Below are 13,864 nucleotides of genomic sequence, written 5' to 3' on the forward strand. Positions count from 1 at the left end.
ACTAATCTACTTTCCTTTGGAGGTTTTAGACATTTTAATTTCATACATATTAGCATTCTCTTTGTAGCTCTTGTCTGGATGAAGCTTTATAGTTTTCGCTATATTCGCCTCTAAGCCTTTTTTCCAATTTACTTTCCTCCTTAGTTCAATCATCTTTTAAATAACTGTCGTTGTAATCGTTAATGACCAACCAAAAACCATGACACCAATGTCATCACCAAATTGGTCATAGACATATAACTTCCAATTGCCATTCGGACTTTGGCCGTCAAAAATACTTAACTGTGAGTTTGTTGATGGGACTGGAGCAGGCGGAACAGGGTTTGCTCCACCGCTTTCTTCACCTTTTTCTCTACCGTAATCAGTCGGTTGGAACGTTCCGCTTTCTATTTTATTGAATTCTGGCAGGGGATCGGCTGCATCATCATCGAAGGTAATAGTAGTATTAACGATGTTAAAGCTAGACCCCGCACTACGCATAATCATTGCATTGTCTTCACTAGGTGCTACAAGTAACATAACGAGATCCCCCGGGTGCGAATGAGTGAGCCCACGTAAAGTAACAGTTACCTTCAGAATGGTGCCCGGCATTTCTACAGGAATAATAGAAGGGTATGGAGAGGCTGGGCCAGATCCAGATGTCTCCTCTTCTGGTATGAAAATGGGAGTAGAATTCGTAAAAGATTCGGTAATCGTGTTAATTCCCAATAGTGTTTCCTCCTTTCAATGTTTATTCATCTTATGTTTCTTCATCACTATCTGTATATGCTTGTACCTATCAACTGTGTATATGGTGACTTAAAAGTGGCCCACAAAAAAGCAAGTTGTTGAAGGAATGTACTTAATAAAACGGAGAGCAAAAGTTGAAGATCCAGGAAGCTGCATATGCGGCTTTTAAAATTGCCTGCTAACTGGAACATGATGTTAAGCTAAAGGGGAGGTCTGCTAACAAAAGAATTTCTTTTTGTTAAAGTGAAGATAGGTAAAGTTAAGATGATAGTCATCACCTTAACTGAACTTTTTGTTAAGTTTAGAATTTTATGCGGAGGGATTTTTTTGAAAACTAATATAATTTATAACGATTATTTTGAAAATAACAGACTTAGTGATGAATTAGTGTGGTTCTGTGAACCTAAAGAATGGTTTATAGACAAAAGTTCCTCTCAACTTGTAATACAAACAGATGAGAACACCGATTATTGGAAGAAAACACATTATGGTTTTGAAGCGGATAATGGGCATTTTCTTTATAGAGAAACAAATAAAAATTTTAGATTAACTGCAAAAGTGAAGACAAAACCTAAATCAAGGTATGACCAAGCAGGGTTGATGTTGAGGTTCTCGGAAGATATATGGATAAAAACATCATTGGAATATATACCAAATGGATTAAGTAAATTGGGTGCAGTGGTTACAAATCGCGGCTATTCCGATTGGTCATCACAAAATGTAGACTATAATAATGAATATTTGTTTTTCAGGTTATCAAGAATTGGTCAAAATGTTTATGTGGACTTTTCATCAAACGGGACAGAATGGAACCAAATACGTATTGCTCACTTGGATATGCCAGAAAATTCTTTGGTTAAAGCGGGGTTATATGCTTGTAGCCCACAAGGGAAAGATCAGGAAGTAAGGTTTGATTTTATAGAAATTGAAGAACTTTCTAACGACCCTCAAGAAGCTTATTTATAAACTTTATGTAATTTCATAAACTGGTTGTCTGTTGATGTAATTGTACTAACGGCGAGCTTTAGTGAAACAAGCTGCCACTCCTCTTACGGATTGACGTGGAGAAAACGATTTATATCTTACTGGGCATGAGAAAGGTTGTTCAAGAAACAGGGGGCTTTAATTAGGAAGGGGAGGAAGCCAAGGTGCAAAAAACAGTTTTATTTATTCACAGTGCTGGTCCGCAAGGCGGAGGAGAAGGAAGCAGCAATCTGTCAGCGTATTTGGAAAGAGAACTCAGGAATCAATATAACTTTGTTTGTCCAAAGATGCCTAACCCGGAGAACCCCGAATATATTCTATGGAAGAAACAGCTTGAAAAAGAACTGGATAAGCTTAACGGAGACGTGATTTTAGTTGGTCATTCATTGGGAGGATCTGTTTTATTAAAGTACCTTTCCGAGGAATCATCTAATCTGACTTTCTGTGGTTTGTTTATCATTGCTTCACCATACTGGGGGTTAGATGAAGATTGGCAGTTAAATGATTTCATGCTCCAAGATAATTTCCAGAAATGTTTGCCCGCAATACCCAACCTGTTTCTTTACCACAGCCGCGATGAAGTGATCGTACCTATTAAACATCATAAAACCTATTCAGAAAACCTTCCACAAGCATCCTTACGGGAACTTGAAGGCAATCAACATTTGTTTCATAATGGTTTACCTGTATTGGTGAAAGATATAGAGAGATTATAAGGAATTCTATTATAAAAAATCGCAGAAACTAGGAGAAGAAGTGATTAATAGGGACGGTTTTCACGTGACCTCTCAGGCTGAAAGGCCATCACGTGAGAACCGTCCCAGCTTTTCATTACTAAAAGAACTCATCCTTTGTTAAATGGCCGAACCATTCATCAGATACTGAAAAACGCACCTTCTCCCTTCATAAAGAAAGTGAACGTTCCACATTTCCATTACGACATAGGAAAGTGTGCAGTAATGTGCTTAAGCTAACGGGGATAGTGGAATACCGAATTATACTCTGTTACACTCGGAGCGAACATACATTCTATTTAGTGAAGGGGAGATATTATGAGAAAGTTAGTATTGTTTATTGCAATGAGTTTGGACGGATACATAGCAACAAAAGATGAGTCTTTAGATTGGCTATTTAATTCCGAAGGCGAAGGGGATAATGGTTATTCAGAGTTTTATGATACTGTTGATACAGTTTTAATAGGCAAAAAAACGTATGATTGGATAATGAAACACGAAACTGGTAATTTCCCGTATAACAACAAGGATTGCTATGTTTTTACAAGGTCTCCTATTGAGGATACCGGAGATGTAAGTTTTATAAATGAAGATATAGTTAGTTTTACAAACCAACTTAAAAACCAAGAAGGAAAAAATATTTGGATTGTGGGTGGGGGAGAATTGCTACAATCTTTTGTAGAAGAAAAATTAGTTGATGAAATTATTCTAACAGTTGCCCCAACTGTCATCGGAAACGGAATTCCTTTATTTAAAGAAGGTGATTATCAACTAGACCTATCATTAAAGGGTACTAGAAACTTCAATCAGTTTGTAGAACTACATTATACGGTTAAAAAATAAAGCTACGCTCGTTTCACTAATGGGGAGCGTTTCTTTAAAAGGAATGCTCTTTTCTTATCAAATTAAAAAGAAATAAATGTTAAGATTAAATTAGAGGATAGTTGTTTTTATCTTCAAGTATAGTGAGGTTAGTCTCTATTTATATAAATATATCAAATTAATTGAATAAATTACATAAATTTCCTATAATTGGTTAAGATGGGAGGTGTTATTGATGAAAAAAGTATTTTTCTCTTTTTTATTAGTAGGAATGCTAGTTTCTCCAGCTTCAATAGGAGCTTCTGGAGAGGAGATATATCCACAGTGTGGTATGGCCCCTCAATTTTGTCAGATTATGTATTAATTATTTAACCTAGTACAATAGCGAAGAGAAGAGGAAATAGTACTTTAAATCTATTTCCTCTTTTTTCAGAAAGGAGAAGTTATGACTGCGAAAGAATTTATGGATGCATGTAAAGGAGAAATCAGTAAAAACCTTATTGGGAAAGATTCTGCCATTGAGTGTATGTGTATCGCACTTCTAGCTAAGGGACATGTTTTAATAGATGATGTTCCTGGAACCGGGAAATCTGAATTGGCCAAATCCTTTGCAAAAACAATCAATAGTTCATTGGGAAGAATACAAGGAACTCCGGATGTGATGCCAAGCGATGTTACAGGGTTTCATTTTTATGATCAATCGCAACAAACGTTTATCTTTCGAGAAGGCCCTGTTTTTCATTCACTTGTTTTAATGGATGAGATTAATCGTGCGACACCAAAAACACAGGCCAGCTTGTTTGAAGCCATGCAAGAAAGACAAGTAACCGTCGACGGTGAACAATTTATCCTTCCTACGCCATTTATGGTCATGGCTACTCAAAACCCGACTGATTTGCAACAAGGAACCTTTATATTGCCTCATGCTCAATTAGATCGATTCTCCATTAAAATGCCTATGGAACGTCTATCTTATGAAGAAGAACTTCAGTTAATTAGAAGGTTTCAAGGAGAAGACTATAACCAAATAAACGAAGTGATTGACATAGACCAAATTAAACTGCTGCAAGCCAAAGTTTCCTCCGTCACGCTAAGTGAAGATGTTGAAAAATACTTACTTGCGATTAGTCGGACAACTAGAAACCATGAAAGTATAGACGTAGGAGTTAGTCCAAGAGCGACACTTAATTTAATGAAAATAGCCCAAGCCCGCGCGCTTGTTCACGAGAGATTGTTTGTTACGCCAGATGATATTTATCAAATGGCGCCCCTTGTTTATACCCATCGGCTCATCTTGAAGATAGACGTGCACATGCGTCAATCGCCAGAAGAGGTCATGAATGATGTTCTTTCTAGGGTAAAGGTGCCAGTGGAAAACCATGGTTAAATTACATAAGCAATTCGAGGAAAAAGAAACCAAACCATTCGTTACATTCGTGATTGTTCTTTGTGTTTTGCTTCTCACGTTGTTTATTCTTATGGATGAACTCATTTTAATTATTGTCACTCTTACTGTAATTATGACAATCTTGACGTCTTATTGGATTCTTACATATACACCATCAAAAATTGAAGCTAGCCTTCAATTAAAGCAATCAAGGTTATCTCCAGGTGAGGAAACGGATTTAGAACTCAGACTGATAAATCGAAGTCTCTTTCCGTTTTTTTCTGCAACGGTTCAACTAGACTGGCCCTATGAAAAAAACTCATTAGTGGTAGAGAAGGAAGACAATATTGAACAGAGCCTTCCTCATTTATTCCAACAAGGGTATTCGGTACGCCGAAGAGAGAAAATCGTACATACAGAAAAACTCAGAGCGAAAAAGCGTGGTGTAGTGCAACTGCACCAAGTTCATCTAAAGGTTTCAGATTGGCTAGGATTATTTGCCTTTCGTGTGGAATTGAAACCTGAACTACCTATCACGGTCATCATCTATCCTACTTTTACAAACGATTATTATCTAAATAAATCATTACGAACCATTGAAGGGGAGAGTAAGAAAAAAGGAGAAAACGCTGAAGATTTAATGGGAGTTCGCCCCTATGAGTGGGGCGATCGACTTCGTAATATCGATTGGAAGAGTTTAGCTAAACATCAGCAACTTATGACAAGAGAATATGCCGATCCTTCATATTTTAAGGTTACTGTCATTTTATCTTTACACGAAGGGGAGGATGAAAACCGGTGGAGTGAAAACCCTGAGGAATTGATCAGAAAAGCTGCGAATGTTTGCTATGCACTGAGTACTTCACAACAGTCTTTTGAAATTTATATCAACGACAGATCAGGTAGAAATTCGACAGGAATCTATCTACCACCAGGCCAAGGGAGAGCTCAATTGCAACGGGTCCTTCACGTGTTTGCCTATTTGAAAATAGGATCACCTTTGTATCCAGTTTCGTATATCCTTCAAGGGCTCTCTCAAAAAAGAGATCCAATGTCGCACGTAATCTATGTTGGCGATCGGTCAGTCTCAGGCACTCAATTACTTTCTCGCTTGGGAAATAGGGATATTGTTGGCTAAAAGGAGGGGAAGTTTGAGACTTAAACGATTATTTATCCTTGATTTATGTCTTGTATTTTTTTGGTTCATATTGATTTATATGACATGGAAAACGTTACCGGCTTTTCTTACCTCTAGTTTATTCATTACAGGTATGATCGTTTGGTCTTATAAAAGGCGAGTGATGGAGGGCCTAACAAACGACTTGGTAAACTGGATTTTTTTATTAGGATCAACATATATCCTTATGATATTTGTTCCCTCCCAGTGGCCCATCCTCGGATTCCTTATGTATGGTCTAGGGTTCTTTCTACTAAGCCGAAGATATCAAACAGAACCATTAAGAAATTCCCTTTTCCTTTCAATAAGTAGTTTAGTTGCAACAAACTTTTTCGGGGTTTTAATCATTTATAGTCTATTCCAATCTATTGTGATCACAGGAAGAGGAATATCTAAAACGATTGAATCATTGTTATCGTTCATAAGCTACCCGATTTTTCAACTGATTTATTGGATGATGGACTTGTTCACAGCTGATTCTGAAGTGTCGCCAAGGAACATTGTTATAAACGGCGATCCCAACTCATTTAATTTACTTGGCTCACGAGCTGAAACGGATATTCTTGTTTTTTACGGAGTGATGTTACTAATAGGCATTGCTATACTTGTTTATATTATTCTTCGATCAAATCGAAAAGAAATAGGGAAAGATGAGTCCACTATCACTAATCAACCTTATAAATCTGAGAAAATCACAGAGAAAACGCCTGAAAATATAGTACGAGCATTCTCTTCAAGTGCATATCGAAGAACCTATCGACGGCTTGAGAGAAAGCTGGCACGAAAAGGATATCAACGCCCTGACCATATCCCAATAAGAGAATGGGCGAAAACAATGCCAAAGATCAAAGAAGAGTTAACCCTATTATTAAGTATTTATGAAAAATCACGCTATCATGAACAAAAGATTGATAAAGTCGATCATCAACAATTCAGAGACTCATACCACTCCATTATAAAAAAACTGCAGGAATGAGAATGCTTAAAAATGGAAGAAGGAGCTGGGCGGTTTAAGTAGTTTCGTACCGGTAGTAGAGAAACTCGCTAATTACTATGTCATGGCTCTGTTATTTGCTATGTTAATTTTTATATACTAAGTAATTAATTGTTATTTTCTGTTAAAATAAATTTAGAGTATGTGAATAATTGTACTTAAAGTAACGGAGAACGTTAGTAAAATTACGAGTTGCAGTTTTGCAGCTCTTTTTTTTTTGCATCTATATACTGGTAAATGATGTTAAACTAATGGGGAGGTTATTAAAATAAGTATGAATATTATTCCAATAATTCCTCAGAGATGTAATATATGATTAAAAAACTTATAGGATAAAAGCCGTTTAGCATTACTACATGAAAGATTGGCTCTCAACTACTTTTCATGAAATGGAACATAGTTATAAAAAAACAGTTCCAATCCAATCTATAACAGTAAGGAGGTATACTGTGGGTTTTTGGGATGACTTTTATAAAAGTGGAAAAGACCAATCAGAATGGGCTCCTTTTAAAGGTGGGGTCGGGACAATGATTGTGCTGTTTGTCATTTTCCTGATTGCGAATGGATTTTCAGTCTCTCTGGTAATCTGGACAGTTGTAGGAATCGTAGCGAGTTTTGTGCTGAATGTATTAACGATTCGCTACAGAATAGGCAAACGATATAACAAATAGAATGTAAATGGGAATTTCCCAATTGTGTGCTCAGATTGAGAAAAAATAAGACAAGTATACATGGTAAACAAAGTACATTCGCTTCTTAAACTAAAGGGAGCGTTAGTGGAAGAAACCTTTGGTGCTCTTACGGTGCTAACGGGGAGCTTAGGAAAAACGAAGTCAAAATTTTTTATATAATACGAGTAGTAGCCTGTACCTTTCTAAATTAATTGAAAGGTACAGGCTTCTATATTTTTTAATGCTTTTAAAAAAAAATAAAAAAGTGTGACTTTTCAATTTGTAATCCGTTTTAAAAGTAGAGACATTAAACAGAGAGGAGTGACTTTTATTGGATTACGACCTTAACCAACAAAAAATTAATAACTGGTACCACACTTATAGCAACGATATATACAAATTTATTTTATATATGATTAACGATAATGAACAGGCGAAAGATTTAATGCAAGATACTTTTATAAAAGCGTATATCAAACTTGATTCTTTTCATGAAGAAAATGAAAAAGGATGGCTTTATAAAATTGCAAGAAATGTAACTATTGATTTTATCAGAAGAAAAAAACCAATTACCTACTTAACAGATAGCGCTTTATCCATAAAATCTCCAGAACTAACTCCTGAAAAAAAATTATCGTTAAACGAACAGGAAAGGGAGTTATATGTTGCTATAAGTAAATTAAAACGTTCTCATCGTGAAGTTATTATATTAAGAAAAATAAAAGAGTTTTCCATCAAGGAGACCGCTTATATCCTTGGGTGGAGTGAGGGGAAAGTAAAAACAAACTTATGGAGAGGTGTGAATTCACTAAAGAAGCAGTTAGAAAAGGAGGGATTTCGTCATGAGTCAATTTAATGGGAATAAAAATATGGACGATGTATTTAAATCAATGAATAAAAAATTAGACATATCTAAACAAGAACAAAATGATATTCATTCGCAAATGAATAAAAAAATAAGTAGAATATCAAAAAGAACTCCAAAGCGTCCTAAGTGGAAGTATTATCTTTCTTTAACTGCTGCATCAATAATAATCGTAGTCTTATCACTACCTTTATTTAGTAATATTATACATGAACGAACAGGTAATGAAGGCATTTATCAAATATTGAATGAAGTGGGTTATCAAGAGGTTGTTCACAAGGAAGAAGTTGAAACGGGAGTGGTTGTATTTTATGCTCCAGATATACAAACTAATGATATGGATACCGAAGTAGCAGAGCTAGGTGCAATCTTTATTGAAAAAACATTGTGGGGATGGGAAGAAACCTTTGATAGAGGCGCATACACAACAAGCATTAATGAAGAAGTTACTAATATAACCAGTCAATATTTATCGCAATCTCATAGTCAATCTCCATTTCCTATGATTTATGGAGAAATAATGAATCCCAATATTGTTGAAATTAAAGTTATAAATCTTGAAAGTAATAAAGAATATGAAGCGGAAATTACTATTAAAGAAAGTCACAAAATTTGGTTTGTATTTGTAGATAATAACGAAGAGACTAATTATGAGGTGCAAGGTTTGTCCGAAAAAGGTGAAGTTGTAACTTCTAATTTGGTTAATGAGGATGAATCTTCTTCTGGAATAGATTTAGTTGATGAATAAGTAAAATATAACGTAAGCCTTGTTATTACTGAAGTTACTTTTATTGTTGAAGAAAACTTCATGTAGAAAGAATTTTAAAAGTCTCCCCCAAATTGTGAATAATTGTACTTAAACGGGTAGCGTTAGTTTAACAAGCAAATATGATATTTAAAGGCACGAAGAATAGGTTCTTCGTGCCTTTTCACTGTGATTTTTTATGAAATTTGTAATTTTGCATCTCAAAAGTAACCCGTTAGGAGCTGCAAATACGGTCTTTGTTGACTGTGAAAAATGGAGTTGAGCTAAAATGAAGTTTTCTCCGAATAAATTTATTCTGAAAGAGGCTTGGACCTAACTAAAAAATGGGAGAGGAAGTCCATAAAAGCCTAAACTTTGTGATTGCAAAACTTTGAAAAATAAATCCTTCCGGTGAACGAAGGCGAAGACACCCGAAGGATCGGCGCAGTCTGAAAATCCACTTTCCCGAAGCGGTCTTCGGGAAAGTTAGTTGAAGACAAGCTCTTAGGTAAAGAAAACACAGCGAACTTCCACACGGATGTGGTGACTTCGGCGTTTTCACAGGACGTGAAGGGGTTAGCCGAAGATCCTAATGACCTATGTTGCCCTTATGCCTGTGGGAGAAGCCTTCGCCGGGGAGTGAATCGGAAGTTTATAGGTAAATCTTCTTTGATAGAATCTATTTTTAAGGTTGAAGACAAGCCCCTGAGAGGCAAGCGTCCACCTGGCGGACTGAATCCCTGCTTTTATGCGAAGCCCGAACTTCAAAACCATCAAAAAAACAAATTCATCAGCCCTTCCCAGAATCCTGGGCTTTCTTCTTCCTCTTCAGAAGCAGCTGTTTCTTGTTCTTCGATTTCAATGGCTTCTGTTGTAAGGATGAACTGGACTGATTCGACGTTTGAGTTGTCGGCTGAGACGAAGGAGACAGGATCGAAATCGGAACGGTCAAATTCGTCGAGTCTGTCGTCAATTTCCTGCTGGAACTGTTCCGGCAGGTCACTCGTTTCTTCCGCTAATTCTGCCGTCCCTTCGGAAAGCTCGCTCACACCGCTTTCCAGATCAGCAGATCCGTCAGCGAGTTCATCGATGCCGCCATCAATTTCGCTGTAGGAATTAGCAAGCTCGCTGACTCCGTCTGTATAGTCTGTCAGACCCTCATGGAATTCACCGTAGTTCCCGGCAAGCTGTCCAAGCCCGTCTTCCAGCTCAGCTAAGCCGTCAAGACCGTCCATATTTTCCATACTTGCAGACAGGTCGCTGGAGATGCCGTATAACTGGCCGCTCATGTCATTGATGGAATTGCCGGTTTCGAGCAGTGCCCCTTCTGCAGCGGTAAAAGCATCTCTTACCTGGTCGTACGTTCCTTTAGCTGTCTGTGCAGCCGTGTAAGTTTCAACGAGCTGGTCGATGGTCTCCTGATTTGCGCCGCTAGCATACAACTGCTCGATGTCTTCTTCGGAAATGTCATACCCGGGAATTCCCTGCATGGCTCCGTCAAGACTCCCAAACGCTTCCGAAAAGCTGCCGTGGAGCTCGATCAGACCGTCGCCGGCTTCTTCAAGGCCCGCAGCCATCTGGGATAAACCGTCCGGCAGTTCCGAAAGTTCGCCGAGATCCATGTCACCGGATGAACCGCCGACCTCGGCATGCATTTGCCAGAGCGCCGACTGGATGTCTTTTGAACCCTCAACCAGCTCAGAGGACGAATCCCTGATCTCCCTGATCCCGCTGTAGTAGTTGCCGGAGCCGTCGTTAAGGCTCTGTACGCCGTCTTTCAATTCAGTCACACCGGACAGCAAGTCAAAAACACCCTCATTAATCTCTTCAATAGCGTCGCTTAACGAACGCATATCTTCTGTCATTTCTTCTGTATCAGGATCCTCGATTGCCATAGACAGTGGAATGGCATTTATATCGATTCCTTCCATTTCAAAGTCTTCCACATCCGCTGTAAGCGTAAAATCTGCGTCAGTTTCAGGCATAACAGTATACGTAATCTGCCTCTTTTTCCCTGCATTAGCGATATTCGCGTCTTCCGCTTCGATAATGCTGATGAGGTCAGTGTCCGCTGTGAGAGAAATCTGTAACGTGTAATTTTCATAAAAAGACAGATCTTTGTTTTCGTTTGCAGTTGTATTGATCGACAATTCTAAATGGCCGTTTTCTCCTGCAAGTTCATCAGGAGTCACTGCCTCTCCGTCGAGAAGGTAAGACATTTCAATATCCCATGGCAGCTCAGCTTCCTGCATGTTCCCCTGATAATAAAACATACCTTCTTCGGACGCTTCAATCTGCACGGCGTCATCCGTAAGCTCTATGTCTGTGAGGTCGGTTAAATTTTTCACAGACTCGTAGTCTCCGTAATCAATGAGTAAGCCTGGCTCAGTGACCTGAAGCATGTTCACCACATAGAGTTCATTCAGGCTTCCGTCAGAGTTGAGGGTCCCGTAGACCACTTCCTCCTTTGAATCCGCTTGGCCGGTTGAATCGGCAGCCGGACCGTCTTCTGCTTCCGGGGCGGCCGAATGAGCTGGTTCATTTTCATTTGCCGACCCTGAATACAAAGGAAGGGCGAGAAGTGAAGCAGCTAACATGAGTGATACTTTCTTTTTCATGGTTAGTCATCCTCCCTGTAAAAATTCGCTTTAATTGTTGTTTTGTCAATCACCTTATCAAATAAGAGCATGACAGCCGGCAGGAAGAAAAGGACCATAATAAATGCCAGGGTCGCCCCTCTTCCGAGAAGCAGGCCGATGGATGAAACGATCGGATTTGACGAGGTCATCCAGAGAATAAGCCCCACACTTGCCAGAATAGCGGCTGAAATGGAAATGGAGAACGTTTTATCATCAATCGTTTTTATCATCGCTTGTCTAGCAGGCATCTGTTTTCGGTTATGGAGATAATTTTCCGAAAAGAGAATAGCATAATCAACTGTCGCCGCGAGCTGTACGGTTCCCACCACGAGATAGCCCACAAAAACTAAAGGCGCCTCCGTGAAATAAGGAACAGCCAGGTTTATCCAGACAGCTGACTGAATCGTCAGCAGGAGGACGACCGGAAGCGAAAGAGACCGGAATGTAACTAACAGGACAAACGCAATGGCAATCACGGTAAGGTAGTTTACGACCGTGTTATCTTTCTGAACGATCGTTTTAATGTCATAAAGAGAGACGCTTTCCCCAAGGGCATGGAAATCATCCCCATAGTAGGATTCGGCCGTCTCAAGCACGTTTTCCACTGCACTAAAGGCCGTATCACCTTCAGAATCGGTATTTGTATAAACGATAATCTGACTGTAGTTTTCCGAATAGAACTGTTCTCTTACTGAGTCATCGAGATACTCCGGCGGGATGGCCGGGCTGACCGACTGGTTATAGGAAAAGATGCTGGAGACGTGTGCGAGGTCCTCCAGCTCCTGTTCCATCTCAACTTCCCGGGCCACATCTCCTCGCGGAACGAGAAGAGCAATAGGAGTGGACATCCCGAAAACTTCATCGATTGCGGCCTCGTCACTTCCTAGGCGGGTATCCTCCGGCTGTTCGCCAATTCCATAGATAAACGTCGTTTCCTGCTGTGCCAGGTAGGCAGGGACAATCATCAGGAAAACAGCGATCACGCTGATAAACCTGAATTTAAGGACGACCTTGCCGATATTTTTAAAAGCAGGAATGATAGGTATGTGCTCTGTTTTGTCGATCCATTTATAAAACATGATTGTCAGTGCAGGAAGGAATACGACGACACTGATAAAACTCAGGACGATCCCTTTGACGAGATTAATTCCCAGATCAGCTCCAATTTCGAACTGCATGAACGTGAGAGCCATAAAACCAAAGAAGGTTGTCGCCGCACTCGCTGCAATGGCAGGGAAGGATTTCCTGATCGCAAGCTGCATCGCTTCCTCAGGCGAAGCTGTCTTTTTGCGGTGTTCTGAAAAACTATGAAGCAGGAATATCGCATAATCGAGAGAAACAGCGAGCTGTAAAATAGGAGCGACAGACTGCGTAATAAAGGAAATTTCCCCGATAAAAATGTTTGTTCCTAAATTTATAATGACTGACACACCAATGGCTGTCAGAAAAAAGACGGGCTCAACCCAAGAATTGGTGGACAACACGAGAATAATAATGATGATCGGCACTAAAAGCATCGCTGCGTATAATGTTTCAGTAAACGCCATTTTCTGTGATACGGCTGTATCAGCCGCTTCTCCAGCAAGGGCGTTTTCCTCGCCGATAAGCTCATAAATCTCATCTGTTGCTTCTACTTCTTCTCCTTCACGGATCGTAACGGAAAAGAGGGCATGTTCGTCGAAATAATAGGACTCTATTAAATCCTGTTCTGCCATCTCCAAGGGGATGGTTAAATCGAGCATGTCGTCAAGCCACGAGACCTCTTCAACGCCGTCAATTGTCTCAAGTCTTTCCTTATATAAAAGGGCTTCCTGAACGGTCACATCGGTGATCATCACCTCAGCATTCGCCATGGAGCTTCCAAACTCCGCTTCCATCACCTCAACGGCAACGGTTGAAGTGGAGTCTTCCGGGACATAATCATTCATATTGTAATTAACCGGGACGAAAAACTGCGCCACAGCACTAAGGACAGTTAAGATGAAAAATATAATAACGATGGGCAGTTTGTGCTTAATAATTTTTGCTGCAAAATCCGGCATTCCACCACTCCTTGAATCTTCACTAAGGAATAATTATAATGACACTGTGTTGTCTAATCAACAAACAGTTTGGTT

At 39.3% G+C, this 13,864-nt stretch carries 13 protein-coding genes; 10 read left to right on the forward strand and 3 right to left on the reverse strand.

Annotated elements, in window-relative coordinates; genetic code table 11:
- Positions 1-156: 156 nt before the first annotated feature.
- Positions 157-708 carry a hypothetical protein gene (locus tag BMW59_RS11540; RefSeq protein ID WP_093052024.1) on the reverse strand — a complete coding sequence of 184 codons (552 nt, stop codon included), beginning with the start codon at positions 706-708 and terminating at the stop codon, positions 157-159.
- Between the two features lie 264 nt (positions 709-972).
- Between BMW59_RS11540 and BMW59_RS11545 the strand changes: the two genes are divergently transcribed.
- The 10 genes from BMW59_RS11545 to BMW59_RS11585 all read left to right on the forward strand — a co-directional run bounded on the left by BMW59_RS11545 (position 973) and on the right by BMW59_RS11585 (position 9,111).
- Positions 973-1,695: a DUF1349 domain-containing protein gene (locus BMW59_RS11545; protein ID WP_245733075.1), complete on the forward strand. Its 723-nt coding sequence runs from the start codon at positions 973-975 to the stop codon at positions 1,693-1,695.
- Positions 1,696-1,877: 182 nt separating this feature from the next.
- The gene (locus BMW59_RS11550) at positions 1,878-2,429 is read left to right on the forward strand and encodes an alpha/beta hydrolase (RefSeq protein ID WP_093052027.1); all 552 of its coding nucleotides are present in this window, start codon (positions 1,878-1,880) and stop codon (positions 2,427-2,429) included.
- Between the two features lie 336 nt (positions 2,430-2,765).
- Positions 2,766-3,290: a dihydrofolate reductase family protein gene (locus BMW59_RS11555; RefSeq protein ID WP_093052030.1), complete on the forward strand. Its 525-nt coding sequence runs from the start codon at positions 2,766-2,768 to the stop codon at positions 3,288-3,290.
- Positions 3,291-3,504: 214 nt separating this feature from the next.
- Entirely contained in the window at positions 3,505-3,633 is a 129-nt protein-coding gene (locus tag BMW59_RS22270) for a hypothetical protein (protein ID WP_281244267.1), read from the forward strand.
- Positions 3,634-3,714: 81 nt separating this feature from the next.
- Positions 3,715-4,656: an AAA family ATPase gene (locus BMW59_RS11560; protein ID WP_093052034.1), complete on the forward strand. Its 942-nt coding sequence runs from the start codon at positions 3,715-3,717 to the stop codon at positions 4,654-4,656.
- On the forward strand, positions 4,649-5,794 hold the full coding sequence (locus tag BMW59_RS11565; protein ID WP_093052037.1) for a DUF58 domain-containing protein: 1,146 nt from the start codon (positions 4,649-4,651) through the stop codon (positions 5,792-5,794). The genes BMW59_RS11560 and BMW59_RS11565 overlap by 8 nt, the downstream gene beginning before the upstream one ends.
- Before the next feature lie 13 nt (positions 5,795-5,807).
- Entirely contained in the window at positions 5,808-6,809 is a 1,002-nt protein-coding gene (locus BMW59_RS11570) for a DUF4129 domain-containing protein (protein ID WP_093052040.1), read from the forward strand.
- 467 nt (positions 6,810-7,276) lie between these two features.
- Complete coding sequence (locus BMW59_RS11575; protein WP_093052043.1) at positions 7,277-7,498, forward strand: hypothetical protein; 222 nt, start codon at positions 7,277-7,279, stop codon at positions 7,496-7,498.
- 331 nt (positions 7,499-7,829) lie between these two features.
- Positions 7,830-8,354 (forward strand): RNA polymerase sigma factor, encoded by a 525-nt coding sequence (locus BMW59_RS11580; protein WP_245733076.1) that lies wholly within the window; start codon positions 7,830-7,832, stop codon positions 8,352-8,354.
- Positions 8,341-9,111 carry a hypothetical protein gene (locus BMW59_RS11585; RefSeq protein ID WP_093052046.1) on the forward strand — a complete coding sequence of 257 codons (771 nt, stop codon included), beginning with the start codon at positions 8,341-8,343 and terminating at the stop codon, positions 9,109-9,111. Before BMW59_RS11580 ends, BMW59_RS11585 begins: the two co-directional genes overlap by 14 nt.
- Positions 9,112-9,881: 770 nt before the next feature.
- On the opposite strand, the gene BMW59_RS11590 is transcribed toward BMW59_RS11585, so the two are convergent.
- Both BMW59_RS11590 and BMW59_RS11595 read right to left on the reverse strand, forming a co-directional pair.
- Positions 9,882-11,726: a coiled-coil domain-containing protein gene (locus BMW59_RS11590; protein WP_093052049.1), complete on the reverse strand. Its 1,845-nt coding sequence runs from the start codon at positions 11,724-11,726 to the stop codon at positions 9,882-9,884.
- Between the two features lie 2 nt (positions 11,727-11,728).
- A complete protein-coding gene (locus tag BMW59_RS11595) occupies positions 11,729-13,789 on the reverse strand; it encodes an efflux RND transporter permease subunit (protein ID WP_093052052.1) in 2,061 nt (686 codons plus the stop codon).
- Positions 13,790-13,864 lie beyond the last annotated feature (75 nt).

The sequence above is a fragment of the Salipaludibacillus aurantiacus genome (assembly GCF_900111295.1).
GTDB lineage: Bacteria > Bacillota > Bacilli > Bacillales > Salisediminibacteriaceae > Salipaludibacillus > Salipaludibacillus aurantiacus.